The organism is Ruegeria atlantica, assembly GCF_013032005.1.
GTDB classification, from domain to species: Bacteria; Pseudomonadota; Alphaproteobacteria; order Rhodobacterales; family Rhodobacteraceae; genus Ruegeria; species Ruegeria atlantica_A.
In genome coordinates, this window is sequence record NZ_WQBE01000013.1 from 82,813 (window position 1) to 98,324 (window position 15,512).

Annotated in this window: 19 protein-coding genes; 8 read left to right on the forward strand and 11 right to left on the reverse strand. The window is 55.6% G+C overall.

The window, feature by feature from the left end:
* Positions 1–30 precede the first annotated feature (30 nt).
* Positions 31–504 (forward strand): copper chaperone PCu(A)C, encoded by a 474-nt coding sequence (locus GOX21_RS18940; RefSeq protein WP_170379165.1) that lies wholly within the window; start codon positions 31–33, stop codon positions 502–504.
* Between the two features lie 87 nt (positions 505–591).
* On the opposite strand, the gene GOX21_RS18945 is transcribed toward GOX21_RS18940, so the two are convergent.
* Both GOX21_RS18945 and GOX21_RS18950 read right to left on the reverse strand, forming a co-directional pair.
* Positions 592–1,200 carry an HdeD family acid-resistance protein gene (locus tag GOX21_RS18945; RefSeq protein ID WP_170351359.1) on the reverse strand — a complete coding sequence of 203 codons (609 nt, stop codon included), beginning with the start codon at positions 1,198–1,200 and terminating at the stop codon, positions 592–594.
* 60 nt (positions 1,201–1,260) lie between these two features.
* On the reverse strand, positions 1,261–1,956 hold the full coding sequence (locus tag GOX21_RS18950; protein WP_170379233.1) for an NAD-dependent deacylase: 696 nt from the start codon (positions 1,954–1,956) through the stop codon (positions 1,261–1,263).
* A gap of 28 nt (positions 1,957–1,984) precedes the next feature.
* Here GOX21_RS18950 and GOX21_RS18955 point away from each other — a divergent pair, with 28 nt between their 5' ends.
* A complete protein-coding gene (locus tag GOX21_RS18955) occupies positions 1,985–2,428 on the forward strand; it encodes a low molecular weight protein-tyrosine-phosphatase (RefSeq protein ID WP_170379235.1) in 444 nt (147 codons plus the stop codon).
* On the opposite strand, the gene GOX21_RS18960 is transcribed toward GOX21_RS18955, so the two are convergent.
* From GOX21_RS18960 to GOX21_RS18970, 3 genes are all read right to left on the reverse strand, one after another.
* Positions 2,425–3,366 carry a LysR family transcriptional regulator gene (locus GOX21_RS18960; protein WP_170362549.1) on the reverse strand — a complete coding sequence of 314 codons (942 nt, stop codon included), beginning with the start codon at positions 3,364–3,366 and terminating at the stop codon, positions 2,425–2,427. The two genes, GOX21_RS18955 and GOX21_RS18960, sit on opposite strands and share 4 nt — an antisense overlap.
* 66 nt (positions 3,367–3,432) lie before the next feature.
* Positions 3,433–3,738 carry a hypothetical protein gene (locus tag GOX21_RS18965; RefSeq protein ID WP_170351356.1) on the reverse strand — a complete coding sequence of 102 codons (306 nt, stop codon included), beginning with the start codon at positions 3,736–3,738 and terminating at the stop codon, positions 3,433–3,435.
* Positions 3,735–4,778 (reverse strand): Hint domain-containing protein, encoded by a 1,044-nt coding sequence (locus GOX21_RS18970; RefSeq protein WP_170379167.1) that lies wholly within the window; start codon positions 4,776–4,778, stop codon positions 3,735–3,737. Before GOX21_RS18970 ends, GOX21_RS18965 begins: the two co-directional genes overlap by 4 nt.
* Positions 4,779–5,004: 226 nt before the next feature.
* Between GOX21_RS18970 and lepA the strand changes: the two genes are divergently transcribed.
* Positions 5,005–6,804, forward strand: a complete 1,800-nt coding sequence (lepA, locus tag GOX21_RS18975) for a translation elongation factor 4 (RefSeq protein ID WP_170379169.1) — start codon at positions 5,005–5,007, stop codon at positions 6,802–6,804.
* A 5-nt stretch (positions 6,805–6,809) separates the two neighbouring features.
* On the opposite strand, the gene GOX21_RS18980 is transcribed toward lepA, so the two are convergent.
* On the reverse strand, positions 6,810–8,516 hold the full coding sequence (locus GOX21_RS18980) for an AIPR family protein (protein WP_170379171.1): 1,707 nt from the start codon (positions 8,514–8,516) through the stop codon (positions 6,810–6,812).
* Positions 8,517–8,780: 264 nt separating this feature from the next.
* Here GOX21_RS18980 and GOX21_RS18985 point away from each other — a divergent pair, with 264 nt between their 5' ends.
* From GOX21_RS18985 to GOX21_RS19000, 4 genes are all read left to right on the forward strand, one after another.
* Positions 8,781–9,101 (forward strand): hypothetical protein, encoded by a 321-nt coding sequence (locus GOX21_RS18985; protein WP_170379173.1) that lies wholly within the window; start codon positions 8,781–8,783, stop codon positions 9,099–9,101.
* A 99-nt stretch (positions 9,102–9,200) separates the two neighbouring features.
* Positions 9,201–9,380 carry a CTP synthetase gene (locus GOX21_RS18990; protein ID WP_170362555.1) on the forward strand — a complete coding sequence of 60 codons (180 nt, stop codon included), beginning with the start codon at positions 9,201–9,203 and terminating at the stop codon, positions 9,378–9,380.
* A gap of 131 nt (positions 9,381–9,511) precedes the next feature.
* Positions 9,512–9,997, forward strand: a complete 486-nt coding sequence (locus tag GOX21_RS18995) for a hypothetical protein (protein ID WP_170379175.1) — start codon at positions 9,512–9,514, stop codon at positions 9,995–9,997.
* 178 nt (positions 9,998–10,175) lie between these two features.
* Complete coding sequence (locus GOX21_RS19000; RefSeq protein WP_170351349.1) at positions 10,176–10,625, forward strand: hypothetical protein; 450 nt, start codon at positions 10,176–10,178, stop codon at positions 10,623–10,625.
* Positions 10,626–11,734: 1,109 nt separating this feature from the next.
* On the opposite strand, the gene GOX21_RS19005 is transcribed toward GOX21_RS19000, so the two are convergent.
* The 4 genes from GOX21_RS19005 to GOX21_RS19020 all read right to left on the reverse strand — a co-directional run bounded on the left by GOX21_RS19005 (position 11,735) and on the right by GOX21_RS19020 (position 13,967).
* Positions 11,735–11,872 carry an entericidin A/B family lipoprotein gene (locus GOX21_RS19005; protein ID WP_082643663.1) on the reverse strand — a complete coding sequence of 46 codons (138 nt, stop codon included), beginning with the start codon at positions 11,870–11,872 and terminating at the stop codon, positions 11,735–11,737.
* A 75-nt stretch (positions 11,873–11,947) separates the two neighbouring features.
* A complete protein-coding gene (locus GOX21_RS19010; protein ID WP_170379177.1) occupies positions 11,948–12,742 on the reverse strand; it encodes a metal ABC transporter permease in 795 nt (264 codons plus the stop codon).
* Positions 12,742–13,461, reverse strand: a complete 720-nt coding sequence (locus tag GOX21_RS19015) for an ATP-binding cassette domain-containing protein (protein WP_254428622.1) — start codon at positions 13,459–13,461, stop codon at positions 12,742–12,744. The genes GOX21_RS19010 and GOX21_RS19015 overlap by 1 nt, the downstream gene beginning before the upstream one ends.
* Positions 13,462–13,487: 26 nt before the next feature.
* A complete protein-coding gene (locus tag GOX21_RS19020) occupies positions 13,488–13,967 on the reverse strand; it encodes a Fur family transcriptional regulator (RefSeq protein WP_170362560.1) in 480 nt (159 codons plus the stop codon).
* Positions 13,968–14,062: 95 nt separating this feature from the next.
* Between GOX21_RS19020 and GOX21_RS19025 the strand changes: the two genes are divergently transcribed.
* A complete protein-coding gene (locus GOX21_RS19025; RefSeq protein ID WP_170379179.1) occupies positions 14,063–15,115 on the forward strand; it encodes a zinc ABC transporter substrate-binding protein in 1,053 nt (350 codons plus the stop codon).
* Positions 15,116–15,127: 12 nt separating this feature from the next.
* Here the strand turns inward: GOX21_RS19025 and GOX21_RS19030 are convergent, their stop codons facing one another.
* Positions 15,128–15,469: an ArsR/SmtB family transcription factor gene (locus GOX21_RS19030; RefSeq protein ID WP_170379181.1), complete on the reverse strand. Its 342-nt coding sequence runs from the start codon at positions 15,467–15,469 to the stop codon at positions 15,128–15,130.
* Positions 15,470–15,512: the final 43 nt, after the last annotated feature.

Below are 15,512 nucleotides of genomic sequence, written 5' to 3' on the forward strand. Positions count from 1 at the left end.
CTTTCAGACACTTATACAAGGAGAGGTGCAATGTCCCTCAAATCCAAACTTCTGATCACTCTGGTCGCTGCAACGCTGGCAACATCTGCTTTTGCTCAGGGTACGATTGCCGTTGATGACGCCTATGCGCGCTCCGCAGGCAAAGCAGCCAAGGCCGGTGCTGCCTTTATGATGATCAAAAACACGGGCGAGGCTGACGACCGGTTGATTGGCGTGGAATCCGATGCGTCTGCACGTGTTGAGCTGCATACCCACAAGATTGATGACAACGGCGTAGCTAAGATGATGCACGTCGAAGAAGGTTTTGTCATTCCAGCCGGTGAAACCCACATGCTGAAGCGCGGTGGCGACCATGTGATGTTCATGGGGCTGACTGCCCCATTCGAGCAAGGCGCGACCGTACCGGTGACGCTGATTTTTGAGAAGGCCGGAGAGATCGAGATCGAGGTGCCGGTTGATCTGGAACGTCAGGACGCTGGCGGCCACGGGACACATTCGAACTGAGGCTACGCCTGTCTTCAGGCCGCGCTGCGGCCCTCATCCATGCGTCAGGTCGGGCTTTGCCCGGCCTGTTGCCGTTTCCGGAGGTGGTTAGCGATTGACCACGCGCATGGCGACCCGGTCATGGGCGCGTTTGAACCGGGCGGTCAGCCAGAACATCACCGCCGAAAAGGCCAGGGCCCCGAAGGCAATGGCCCATCCCAGCGCCACCATTCCGCTGCCGGGCCAGAAGATCAGCACCAACCCGATCAGCAGCGCTATGACCCCGGAATTGCGCACTGAGGGCGCATCGGGGTGTTGATCCGACATTTGCCGCCATGCCATCAGCGAGCCAACGCCGATGATCAGGGCCCACGCCCCTAACAAGAAGAAGGTCAGCCGCGCCACGCCTTCGGGCCACAGGAGAAGTACCAGACCGATCAACAGGGCGCCGACCCCTACGCCCCCTATCAATCCACGCCGACCAAAGCCCAGCAAAGTCAGGCCGCCATCCACGATCAGAAGCAGACCGACCAGACGCAACAGCAGTGAAATGCTGCCTGTCGGCCAGAACAGCGCAGCGATGCCCAGTGCCCCAGCGAAGATGCCGCGCAACAGGAACGTCCACCACAGTCCCGCGAGTTGATCGCCCAAAGCGTCGCGGCCGTCCAAAGTGCCATCCTCGAGGATTTCCTCGTGCGGGGATTGAGGGTCTGACATGATGCTCTCCCAGCTGGTTAGGCCTTCACTATAAACGGAAAATCCTGCCGGTGTCTGCTGTCATCTGGGGCTGAGCAAGCCATCTACCCAAGATGGGACTGTTTCCGTTGCGGGGCCGAGAATGACCTCATCAAAACTGGAGGCTCCGGTTGAAGGTTCGAGGTTCAGTTCGACCGTGCGGGCGCCGGATTGCAAGGCTTCATGAACGAAGGCGGCGGCTGGATAGACCTGACCCGAGGTGCCGATGGCAGCAAACAGGGTCGCTTCGGCCAGATGGTCGTAGATTGCGTCCATGTGATAGGGCATCTCGCCAAACCAGACCACATCCGGTCGCGCGGTGGCGGCACCGCAGGTAGGGCAGGGTTCGCCCACGGCCATCTCGGGTGGTGATGCCCAGCGGTGGCTGCATGCCGGGCAAAACGCTCCGGCCAACGTGCCATGCATGTGGATCACATGCTCGGCGCCGCCAGATTCGTGCAGGCTGTCGACGTTCTGAGTGACGATCACCACCTCGCCGGGAAAGTCCATTTGCAACCGTGCCAGCGCGGCATGCGCAGCGTTAGGTTTGGCCTTGGCGGCCTGCACGCGTCGGGCGTTGTAGAACCGGTGAACCAGAGCGGGATCGCGGGCGAAACCTTCGGGAGTGGCGACGTCCTCAATCCGGTGTTGTGCCCATAACCCGCCTTCATCGCGGAAGGTGCCCAACCCGCTTTCGGCAGAAATACCGGCCCCTGTCAGTATGACGATCTTTTCCATCATTGCCCTTCGCGTTACACCTTGGCCCATGACCCACCGTATCCTCTTTGTCTGTCTCGGCAATATCTGCCGTTCTCCTGCTGCCGAAGGCGTGTTTCGCGCCCGCGCGCCGCATCACACCACCGATAGCGCCGGAACCTCGGGTTGGCATATTGGTAATCCGCCTTATGGGCCGATGCAGGCAGCGGCACAGGCCCGCGAAATTGACCTTAGCGACCTGCGAGCCCGGCTGTTTGTAGCCGAGGATTTCGAACGGTTCGATTTGATCATCGGTATGGACGCCAAAAACATTGCAAGTATCGAGGCGTTGCGCCCCGCTGGGAGCACTACCCCTGTACAGTTGCTCACCGATTTCGCACCCGAAACGGGTGCCGATCATGTACCCGATCCGTATTACACCCGTGATTTCGACGGGGCGCTGGACCTAATCGAAGCTGCCGTTGAAGGGCTTCAAGCGCATCTGCGGGCCTAGCCCATTACTTTCAGTTTATCCGTCAGCCATGGCAGTTGCACCAACGCCGGGTCGACGATCTGATTGCGCATAAGGCGACGCATCATGCCCGCGACCTCTTGTGGAACCTGATCGGACCAATCGGTGCGCGTGAACAGGGAAATTGTGCGCGAAAACTCTCCGAATGGTACGGGATGGACCGCCAGCGCGTCGTGGAAACGCGCTGCCCGCATATAGCCCAGCGGTGTTGTGATCGCCCAGCCCAACCCGCGTGCGACCATGGCCATTAAGGCAAGATGCGAACCGATCTCGAACCGTTCCTCATATTTCTGTTGCTGCCGCGCCAGATGCGACTCGATCTGGCGGCTGATCAGCTGTTCACGGGCATAGCGTAGAAAGGGCAGGTCCTGCGTGGCATTGTCGACCCCCTTGGGGGTCACCAGAATAAATGGGTCGCGGACCAAGGGATATTCGACCACACCTTCAAGCACTTCGCCGGAATGGGCCGAGACCATCAGGTGCAGGCGTTGCGCTTCCAACTCGGCGAACAGATCCAGGCTGGGCAGGGTAATGAGCTTGAAATTCGACCGTGTCAGGCTGTCGGCCAATAGGGTCGCCAATCGAGGCGTCAGGTCATTGTCAAAGTCGTCGATCAGCCCGATGGACAAAGTGGTGAGGTGCCCCAGGTCCATCACGGTCAACTCGCTTTGTGCTATTTGCAACTCGGCCAGAACTGACTCGGTTCGTACCAAAAAGCTGTGCCCGGCCTGGGTAAGCCGCATCGGGCGTCGCCCGTGATCCACCAATTCGGTGCCAAGAGCGTTTTCCAGATTACGCAATTGCTGTGACACTGAAGGCTGGCTGAGCCCGGTGATCTCGGCCGCCTGCGCCACCGATCCCGTCCGCGCCAAGGCTTCGAACACTTCGAGCCCACGCAGGGTCAGCCCTTTCATTACCATTAGATACACCTTTCGCTGCGCCTTTTCTGGGGCGCAGGACGGATCAGGTCAAGGATTCAGAATGCCTTAGCTGCAGATCGCCTGTGCCATCTGGCCAAAGTTCTGATACCGATCCCAAAGCGCATCATCGCGCGCAGTTTGCGACATCTTCAACTCTTGCGCCTGGTGGGGGTCGGTGAACCACTTCGCGACGGTTTTCTGATCGCTGCGGGTCAATGCCTGATTGGCCACGCGTTGAATGCAGTTGCATCGATCCCGTGTCGCGGCTGTACGATCAGACGCCAGACACGCCCGTTTGATCTGCGCAGCTTCGACCGGTGCTATCGCCGTCAGAGATGTGGCACATAGTGCGATTAGGAGGAACTTTTTCATGCTCTTGCCTCGTTTTTGCCTGCCCGGAGTGATCTGACGCCCCTCTCGGTCTGCGGCGGAGTATGAATCAATCGGGTTTGCGGATCAATGGACAACAGCGATTGGAGCAAAAATGCGGCCTCACGGCGTTTTAAGGCCAGTCTTGCCGTGTCTGTTGTTTCCATAACACGCCCCGTGAGTTCGGGAAAAAACAGCCTGTCTGGGTTTAGCTGATCCGCCAAACATGCGGCCAGCAGACTTTCGGAGGCTGCGCCGTTCGCCCGGACGACGTTATGCCGTTCCAGTAAAAAGTGATGAAAGCGGGCCGTTCGATCTGTAGCCAGATATGCGATACCGGCATCCACAAGGCTTATGGCGGGGACAAAAACTTCATTCTCTGCGAACAACAACTCGGCCAATGGATGTGAAATCAATATCCTATGTTGCTGGGAGACTTTGAGCGGGGCAAAGTTGGATAGAACGCCAACGGGAATTTTCACTAGTTTGAAGCGGCCTGCAGCAATGACATCCTGGACACCCGTCCATTGCACCGAAACAAACCCATCATCCTGTGTCCAAACCTTGTCACCCGGCTTCAATGCTTCGATGGGCAGGTGACCCTGTTCCGTTTCAATTAAAGTTCCAGCATCATAGCAGATCGGTGTAACATATTCGCTTTCATCAAAGCTCGGGCCTTCCTGCGTGCTGACAACGGTCAAGGGCACGCCAGCGGGGGGAAACTGACCGGGCCCTCCGATAAAGGCAATCCCCTCAACGGTTGCGTATGCCGGAGAAGAGTTGGTTACGTTGAACGCAACCGCCTGCCAAGTGTTCACTCCATCTGTTAAGGTGATGCCGTACTCAGCCTCAACTCGCGTGCCGTCGGTGAATAGCGTGCCGTCTATCGTCTGGTCGCCATCCAAACGCTGATTTCCATCGTTGTCGGCAAAATTGGTGTCGCTTCCCGCGTCGGTGATGAAGACCTCGGTCGCCGCGCGAGAGTCAATCGTGATCGTCTGACCGATCAAATGTATGCCCGTGCCCTGAGTGATACCGTCCAACCCCTGAGGCACCGTGATCGACAGTTGGCTTTCACCAAGAACGAAAATCGAATAGTCGGCCAACGTTTAAACTGCTTTCTTGTTAGTGTTCGGGCCAATCAACGGCATAATCCTATCCGTTCGCAAATACTGGGTAAATGCATTTAGGTAGAAAGACCCACTGCGCGCCTATGCTGCAACGCTTCACGGCTTGACGAGACCCAAATCTCCGGACATATCCCAACCCATGACAGACCTCGCTCATATCCGCAATTTCTCCATCGTCGCGCATATCGACCATGGCAAATCCACCCTTGCTGACCGGCTCATCCAAGAGACCGGAACGGTCAAGGATCGCGACATGAAAGAACAGCTGCTCGACAGCATGGATATCGAACGCGAGCGTGGCATCACCATCAAGGCCAACACGGTCCGCATCGACTATACCGCCGACAACGGCGAGCATTACGTGCTGAACCTGATCGACACCCCCGGCCACGTGGACTTCGCCTATGAGGTCAGCCGGTCCATGCGCGCGGTCGAGGGCTCGCTACTGGTTGTGGACTCGACCCAAGGGGTTGAGGCGCAGACGCTGGCGAACGTCTATCAGGCCATCGACGCCGATCATGAGATCGTGCCGGTGCTGAACAAGATCGATCTGCCCGCGTCCGATTGTGACCGCGTGGCCGAACAGATCGAAGACGTCATCGGCATCGACGCGACCGACGCCATTCAGGTCTCGGCCAAGACGGGGCAGGGCATCCATGAGACGCTTGAAGCCATCGTGCAGCAACTGCCCGCACCGCAGGGCAATCTGGATGCACCGCTCAAGGCGATGCTGGTGGATTCGTGGTACGACGCCTATCTCGGCGTCATCGTTCTGGTCCGCATCATGGACGGCACGCTGAAAAAGGGGATGCGGGTCAAGTTCATGTCGAACGGCACCCTGCACCATGTGGACCGCGTCGGTGTTTTCCGCCCCGAGATGGAGATGGTGGACTCGCTTGGCCCTGGTGAGATCGGCTTTCTCACCGCTTCGATCAAACAGGTCCGCGACACCCGCGTCGGTGACACCATCACCAATGACCGTAACGGCACCGAAGAGGCCCTGACAGGCTTCAAACCCGCGCAGCCGGTGGTGTTCTGTGGTCTTTTCCCCGTCGACAGTTCCGAATTCGAAGACCTGCGCGATGCGATCGACAAGCTGGCCCTGAACGACGCCAGCTTTAGCTTTGAAATGGAAACCTCGGCCGCGCTGGGTTTTGGCTTCCGCTGCGGCTTCCTGGGCCTTCTGCACCTTGAGGTCATCCGTGACCGCATCGAACGCGAATACGATATCGAGCTCATCACCACCGCGCCCTCGGTGATCTATCACGTCTACATGAAAGACGGTGAGATGATCGAGCTGCACAACCCCGCCGACATGCCCGACCCCTCCAAGGTTGACCATATCGAGGAACCGCGCATCAAGGCGACCATCCTTGTGCCGGATGAATACCTCGGCGACGTGCTGAAACTCTGCCAGGACCGCCGCGGCATCCAGCTGGACCTGACCTATGCGGGCAGCCGCGCCATGGTCGTCTATGACTTGCCGCTGAACGAGGTCGTCTTTGACTTTTACGACCGCCTGAAATCGGTGACCAAGGGCTATGCCAGCTTCGACTACCAGATGACCGGTTATACCGAGGATAATCTGGTCAAGATGTCGGTGCTGGTGAATGACGAGCCAGTTGATGCGCTGTCGACCATGGTTCATCGCGACCGGGCCGAGATGCGGGGCCGGGCGATGTGCGAAAAGCTCAAGGACCTGATCCCGCGCCACATGTTCAAAATCCCGATCCAGGCCGCCATCGGCGGCAAGGTCATCGCCCGCGAGACCCTCTCAGCCCTGCGCAAGGACGTGACCGCGAAATGCTACGGAGGCGATGCCACGCGGAAACGCAAACTGCTGGACAAACAGAAGGCGGGTAAGAAGAAAATGCGTCAGTTCGGGAAGGTGGATATCCCGCAGGAGGCGTTTATTTCAGCGTTGAAGATGGATAGTTAGAGTGGCTAGATGCCACTCTCTACTTCAGTCAAGATCTTCCGCGTGAATTCTCTTCTTCTGTATGGCGGGTTGCCTTGATGGTCTTTAGGTTCATTCTTTTCTGCATCAGTAATTATGCGCTTACAAACGTTGAACCTACGTTCGAATTCTTCATCGACCCAAGTTTCAGAAATCAGGCGTGAACAGTGCGCTTGCATCTTTTTGTGAGACTGAATCTCGGGAGATACTCCAAAGGAGCGGTAATAAAGTAAGCAAAATTGATACCGGTACTTCTTTAGCCAAGCTGGTTTCAATTGTTTGAGTTTCTTGTCGATCCTGTAGAATATAACAGCGGCGGCATAGTACGCCCACAAAGACTGCCCATCAATAAACATGGTTGCTTTGTTGGCATCAAGTAATTCTCCGTAGTACCTCTGTGTGCTATGTGGCTCTTCTTTAAAAATTGCGACAAAGCTCTTCGTCAATAGCGTGAGTGTCACGACTTGCTTTTGAGTAATAGCGTGTTCTTGATACTGATTTCTTCTACGCTCATAATACAATTTTTGCCCGTTCTCTGGGTGTATGTTCGAAAAGAACTTCTCCAATTGTTTGTGGAAGTCCTCTAGTGCAACAAAAGCCTCATCCGTCACCTGAGTTTGGCGGTTTGTTGACTTCACAATCTCATTTACAAGCTCGTCTTCTGCAACCTCAACAATTTTTACTGGAACAAATGCATCCTCGTTTAAGTGGCTTTTGTTGAGGTATATTACATTGCTGGTTTGGCAGCCGTTAACAATTTGATAGTCTCTAAGCGTGAATTGATCAGCGACGTTTGCGACTTCCTTTGCGACGATAGTAATTCCATTGTTTAGAGCTGGTAGACGAGTTCGAGAATCTTGGCAGGTAATTGTGTTTTTTATTTCCTTGTTGACTTTGTTCTCACCCAAAAAATCTCTAATGTTCTCGGAAAAGAGATTGCGTTGTAGTTCGCCGTCAGAGTTAGAGATTAACTTGACAAGTTCTTCACATTTTAACAAGCCAATGTATGCTTGACGAATTCCATCTATCTTCGGGAAAGCGGCATGTCGCTCAAAATTTATCGTCCGCTCAATTTTCAACCTAATTTCATCATAGCGCGTGGTCAATTTTTTCTTGTTTAAAAATTCAAAATTGACTTGGTTAAATAGGTCAAGTTCTTTTAACCGTTCGCACCCCGATCTTGATCGCGAGTCGACATTTTGATCACCCTTAAAATTGGAGGCAGTACAATAGTACATGTAGATATTTGGCCTTCTGGCCATCGACGCAGCTTTTTGAAATACATGCGATACAAGTTTTTTTAACTCTGTTATTTCTGAACTTTCTTTCATCCCGGTATTTTTAAAGAAATTGTATACGCCTTCACAGAATGTCCCCACTTCACTCGCCGATACCTTTGGTCCGGACTTCGATTGAATGAAGACTAGGTCGACGGAAATTCTGGTCTTATTTGCGAAGTAGTCAATTGTTGTTGTGTCTTCTATGTGAATTCCGTTAACAAAAAATGCGACACCGTCTATGCCTGTATCGTTACTTCCCCCAACGACTATATCTTGAGTGTTGGTAAGTGACGGAAAGTCGCGTGCGATTACACAGTGGTTTGCAAAGTGTTCGAACGCTTTCCCCTGATCGCTTGAGGAAATTTCTGCTTTTTTTGTATAGTCGGAAACATAGCCATCTAAAATCGGGTCCATTATAAATCTCCTGCTTTCATTAAGTTGCTATCAGAGAAATATTTTGCGGGAAGTCAATGCCAAAAATACAAGCATGAGTAGCATTGATCTGCTTATCTACGACTAGCCGAAAAGGTGAGGAATAGTTCCAACATCTAGTTTTTGTGTCGTCTGCCGGTTCACTTGCGCAGCGTTGCTTCCACATGTAACTGTGACCCACCTCACAGCCCCAACCCCTCCCTCCTGCTACACTTGACCCAACGGAACCCTCAGCAGGAGGCGCAGATGTCCACATCCATGATCCCCATCATCGCCCTCGGGTCGGCGGGTCTCTATTCCGTGGCCATGATCGCGATGAAGTTCTGGTGGAAACTCCCCGGCGTGGGGCTTGGCCTGCTGATCGTTGCAACCCTGCTGGCCGGGGCGACACTGGAGCTTGCCGCGCTGCGCGACGAGCGGCTGGGCATCATCTATACCGGCATTCTGGGGGCCGAGGTCATCCTGATCGCCATCGCCTCTTACTTCCTGTTCGGCGAAAACTTCTCTGGTCGCGAAGTCGCCGGGATTGGCCTAGTCCTGGTCGGCACGGCCTTGGCATGGGCCTGATCGCGCCTCGAACTTCCACTTATTCTGACCCAGATCAAGGACCACCCTCAAGCTTGGTTTTAGTGTGCGCGAAAACAGACTGGAAAAACGAGGCACCCTATGCTGACCCTGATGCTGATCCTTCACATCTTTCTTGGTTCCACCCTTGCCGGGTCCGCTGTAATTGCGGTTTTGGCAATGGGTTACACGTCGGCGACGCATATTCTGGTCGCAGCTGTCGTGGGGTTTGTGGCGGCGTTCCCGGTTTCGTATCTGGTGGCTCGCAAGCTCGAAAGCTGATCCGTGGTGCATAGTTCCCCGCTTTAGACGCACACATCTCAATCTGTTATTGTGTCCGCGGGGGACCGCGTTTGGGCGGCTTTATTCTTCGGGTGCCTGCAACGCATGACCCTCAGAAATGAGAGGTTATTATGCACAAATTCTTAACGACGACCGCAGCCACAGTTCTGACCCTAGGCTTGTCCGCAGGTTTGGCCCAGGCCGAGACCTATGACGGCGAAAGCAAAGGCATGGGGACGAACGCGAACCAAGTCTATGGCATCTCGGACGGGAACGCCGTGGTCAAAACGCAGACCGACTATGACAGTTTCGAAGTTACCGCCGGGCACCCGCTGGAGGGGGCAACGGGTTCGTGCTTCGGTGCGCTGCTGGTCAACGGGGCTGCGGTCTCGGGCACCGGGAATTGTGTGTTCGATACCACCTCGGGCGATAAGGCGGTGATGACCTGGACGGCCACGGGCCTTGGTGCGGATGGGGCTTTGACGGGCGACTGGACCGTCTCGGGCGGTTCGGGCAGTTGGGCCAGCGCCACCGGAAGCGGGAGTTTTTCGTCGCTGACTGATCCTGACACCAAGAAGTTTGTGAATACGATCACAGGTAGTATCACAATCGAATAAATCAATCTTCACAAAGGCTTGCGATAGGGGTGCGGGGTTTGACGTGCCCCCGTTCGCTGTGGATGTCTAAGGGGTCCATGAACCAATCATGAAGTTTCCCTCAGGTAAGTTGTAACTGGATCGCGCCCTTCCAATCTGTTGAGAAGGCCAGCATCGGCCCGACAGAAGGAGAGAGCCAATGACCAGATACATGACTGCCGGAGCAGCCGCTCTGGCCACGACCCTCACCCTTGGTACGGCCGCGCTGGCCGATACCGCGCCTGATCTGCGCGGTACTTGGTTGGGCTCGTACACAACCGTTTCACCAAGCCATTATCAACGCGGCGATGAGCCCAGGTTCAATCAGGCTGAATGGATGCTGGATGTCCAGATTCAGGAAGACAACGTGTTCTGGGGTCCCAGCAAATGGCGTCGTGAAGGCGATGCCGAGTGGAACGAAAATGAGGCCACTGGCACCATCAGCCTGGACGGTTCGGGAAGTATCGGGATCATCGAAACCTCGCCCATGATCATCGGCGCAAACGCGTTGATCGACGCCCGGTACGAAGATGGAAAGATCTATGCGGATTTCCGTAGCCTGCGTAACGGAACGACTTACAGCACCGTTCTGGAACGTCAGGTGAACTGAAGCGTTTCCGGCCCGATCGGTCTGTAGGGGGTACTGGCTGCGGTTTGTTGCAGCACGTAATAGGTAATCCTGATCGGGTCGGAGCGCTTCTCAAAAAGCGGAACTATGATCCCCTCGGTGAGGGGGCGGGTCGGGCGGTGATGGTGCCACCTGCGACAGGGCTCGGATTGGTCTATGCCCAAAAGCGGCGTTCCTCGGTACAGGCCAGCCGGGTTTCGCGATCCTTCAGCGCGGTATTGCAGAAAGTGGGCAATGGCGCTCGACCCAAAACTCACATTATGTCCGCTGCGAAAAGTGGGATCGATTCTTGGAAACTTGCCTCTGGGGATCGGTGAATCTCACGGTTGTTACTAATTTGACCGATTAATGGCCTTTGCACTCGCAGAAAGACTGCAAAATTGCGTTATTGTCGGATGATTTTATTTTTCCACCGCCAAGCCAGTGGCACTTCGAAGTTTCCAGAGTTATCCACATAAGCTTCCCGGCACATATCAACATCTTATCCCCGTCTAATTTTCATGCTGCAGTGCTATTTTCTTGTTCGAGACAGGTCCGAATGTAACAGTCTGATTACTGCAACGGTTCTTCGGAACCTGAGCGGGGCGCAAAGGCCAGGGGGTCAGAGCGATGAGAGCGGATTTTAGGATTTGTTTTTCGTTGCAATGATTTACCGGTGGGCAAATGGCTGATCTAGGTTTCGAATTTGGATCAGGCGATTACCCTCTCAGAAGGTCGGCGCGTGCTGTGTGGTGCCAGCAGGTACGACGCAGCGGCTTTGGCCCTTTAGGGGGCCGGGGCAACTGGCTCGGGACGTTCCTCGGACGTGTCGACCCGGCAAGGCGTCAGGAGTATCCGCAAGGATGCATGCATGGACCGCGTCTGCGCACCTGACGCCTTTTCCTTTTGCCGGACATTGGCTTGAAACAGACTGCCACTCTATCCCCTTAAAAAAGGGAACGGGGTTCTTGTTTGTACACAAGAACCCCGTCGTGTTGTCAGAAATGCAATACCGCGTCTATGCACCTGTGATCCGCAGTTTACTGTGGATCGTGGCCGGTATCAACTATATGTTGCGGTTCCTGCCTCGACCCAGCAATAAATGGAGTGGTTTACAGGTTTTCCTGCACGTCCGTGGCCGCGCCTTGAATCGCGTCGCCTGCTTTCTCGATGTCTTTGCCAGCGCCCTTTGCGGTTTCACAAGCGGTGAGGGTGAACAGGGCCAGGCCAATCAGAATTGCACGGGTCATCGGTGTCTCCATTTGTGTCAGTTATGTGTTGCGTAGCAGTTTTTCCCGAACGGAACCAGAGCTTTGGGTCCCGTATTATTCCTTGCGGATCAACGGACCAAACAGCGCGGTTGCAACAAAGATCAAAGCCGCCGCACAAACGATGCTGGGCCCGGCCGGCGTGTCGGCCAGATACGCGCCCCACAGCCCGCCCAATGCGGCCACAGAGCCTATGATCGCGGCGTAGAACGCCATGGCTTCGGGTGTTCTGACCAAAGACCGCGCACCCGCTGCAGGGATTACCAGCAAGGCTGCGATCAAAAGAACGCCAACCACCTTGATTGCAACGGCCACGACCAGAGCCATGGCAAGGGTCAGCCACATTTCTTCGCGCTTTGGGTCGATATCTGAGGCGTAGGCCAGGTCCGGGTTGAGCGTGGCCACCAACAAGGCCGACCACCTCCAGATCATTAGGGCAAGGATCAATGTGCCGCCAACCCAGATTGTCGTCAAATCGGTTTTGGTGACGGCTAGGATGTCGCCGAACAAAAAGGCGTTCAGATCCAGTCGGACATCCGCCAACAAGGCTACGGTGACCAATCCGGCTGCGAGTGCAGTATGGGCGATAACGCCCAGCAACGTGTCCATGGCAAAACCCTTACCACGCAGCAGCGTCACGGTCAGACCCATGGCCAAAGCGGCAGCGACAATAGCAGGCAGGAAGGGCAGCGAAAACGCAAGCGCCAGCGCAACCCCCAAAACCGAGGCATGCGCGGTCGCCTCACCCAGATAAGCCATGCGACGCCAAACCACGAAACAACCCAGAGGGGCCGCCGCAATTGCAACGCCAACCCCTGCAAGGGCGGCGCGTACCATAAAATCGTCCAGCATCAGTTGGTATTGTCCTGTGCGTGATGGTGATCGTGATGGTGGGAATGGCTGTGCTTATGTTGATACAAAGCCATGGTGCCCTTGGTGCCGCTGCCGAACAATGCCCGGTATTCAGGTGCGTCAGCGACAGTGTTGGGCGAACCTTCACAGCATATATGTCCGTTCAGACACAGCACTCGGTCCGAGGCCGCCATGACCACATGCAGGTCGTGGCTGACCATCACGACCGCGCAGCCCAATTCGCGGCGAACCTGTTCAATCCGTTGGTAGAACGCAGCCGCACCGGGTTGATCAAGCCCTTGTGTCGCCTCGTCCAATAGCAGCAGTTGCGGATTTTCCAGCAAAGCACGCGCCAGAAGAACGCGTTGAAACTGGCCGCCGGACAGTTTCGTCATCTGTCTGCTGCGAAGGTCGGGGACCCCGGCAATGTCTAATGCATTGACGGCGTCGCGGGCCGAGATGCGCTTGGGAAGACCTAGAAACCGCTGGACTGTCATCGGCAGGGCCGCATCAAGCGCCAGTTTCTGGGGCACATAACCGATACGCAGGCCTGGCGCGCGTTGCACGGTGCCTTGGGCAGGAGAGACCGCACCAATCATCGCGCGCAGAAGGGTCGATTTGCCCGATCCGTTTGGTCCGACAATCGTGACAATCTCGCCTTCGGAAACCGAGGCGTTCACATGTTCAAGAATGGTTCGGCCATCCACGCGAATGGACATGTCCTTCAGAGAGATCAGCGTTTTTGTCACGGTTGATCCCCAATGCATTCGGGGCACAGACCTTCGGCTTCGACCACAACCCGCTCGATCCGAAACCCCGAGGTGCTGGCCGCAGCGCCCAAACGGCCCTGCGTCAGCTCGGTTTCAGTTTCGGCTACAGCTTTGCAGGATCGGCAGATCAGGAAGGCCGGAATATGGTCATGGGTCGGGTGGGCGCAGGCGGTATAGGCGTTCAGTTGCTCGATCCGGTGGACAAACCCGTTCTGCACCAGAAAATCCAGTGCGCGATAAGCCACGGGCGGTTGCGAACCCATCCCCTCGGCGGACAGGACGCTGAGGATGTCGTAGGCGCCCATTGCCCGATGTTTTTCCAGCAGAATCTCAAGTACGCGGCGCCTGACCGGTGTGAATTGCAGGCGCTGCGCTTTGCACTTTGCGTCGGCCTGAGCCAGGGCTGTGTGAACGCAATGCGTGTGGTCGTGTTGTCTGAAGCCAACTGTACTCATGGTGATGCGCTCCGGGTATTTTCTGCTTGATATGTTATAACACCAGGCTTATCAAGCGCCCAAAGAATGTGATAACATATCATCTTGGAGTGCGCATGATCCGTTTTTCCCTTTATGTAATTGGTGCCGGATTGGCAGGTCAAGCTGCAGCCGAAGCCCCAAAGGTCGCCACTGATATTGCTCCGGTTCATTCCTTGGTGGCACGCGTCATGGATGGGGTAGGATCGCCAGATCTGATCATCCCGCCGGGTGCTTCACCGCACAGTAACGCGATGCGGCCTTCTCAGGCGCGTGCATTGCAATCGGCGGATGTGGTGTTCTGGGTCGGCGAAGAGCTGACTCCCTGGATGGCCAAGCCGCTGAGTGCATTGTCCGAGGATGCGCAGCTTGTGACTTTGCTGGATACAGATGGAACAGTTCTGTACGATTTTCGCGATGTTACCGAAGAGGGTCATGAAGAGGATCATCATGATGATCACGATGACCACGCCAAGCATGACGACCATTCTGATCATGACGACCACGACGATCATGATGGTCATGACGATCATGCCGAAGACAAACATGAAAGCCACGACGACCACGAAGAAGGGCACTCAGGCCACGACGATCACGGTCATGACCATGACGGAATTGATCCGCATGCCTGGTTGGACCCCGAAAATGCGCGGGTTTGGATTCAGGTAATCGCGGAATCTCTGGCGACCGCTGATCCGGAAAACGCGCAACAGTATCGAGACAATGCAAAGGCCGCCGATGCCGAACTGGCTGGCTTGCAGGATGAGATAGCTGCTGACTTAAGCGGCATGCAGGCACGCAGCTTCATCACATTCCATGATGCCTATCAGTATTTCGAAAAGCGCTTTGGCTTGGAAACCTCTGGATCCGTCAGCTTGGGCGACGCCTCGGCGCCGGGACCCGCGCGTCTGGCCGCCCTGCAGGAAAAAGTCTCCGAAGATCAGATCGTCTGCGCCTTTGCGGAACCGCAATACGACACTCGTTTGGTGAAAACTGCGATTGAGGGAACGGGCGCCGCAATCTATCATCTGGATCCGATCGGCGTGGCCCTTAACCCTGGCGCAGATCAATATACGGATTTGCTGCGCGCATTGGTCGACGGTTATCAGGCCTGTGCCAACGGATCGTAAAAGGCTGAAGGTTCAGCCTTTTTCCTCGCCACAGAACATGTCGTAGACAAGTTCCAGCATGCGGCGCGGGCGGTCATCCGCCAGACGGTAATAGATCGCCTTGCCCTCGCGGCGGGGCGTCACCAGCCCCTCAAGGCGCAGGCGCGACAATTGCTGGGACACGGCAGCCTGACGCGCCGATAACAATTCTTCCAATTCGGTCACGGATTTTTCGCCAGACACCAGGTGGCACAGGATCATCAGGCGACCCTCATGGCTGATGGCTTTCAGGAAATTCGACGCGCGCGTCGCGTTGTGGACCATCTTGTCGAACGACTCGGGAGGCATATTTTGCGAAAGCTGGGGAAGGGCCATCGTTTGTTTCCTTTTCTACGCGTAAGCGGGGTGGGTGTTGTTT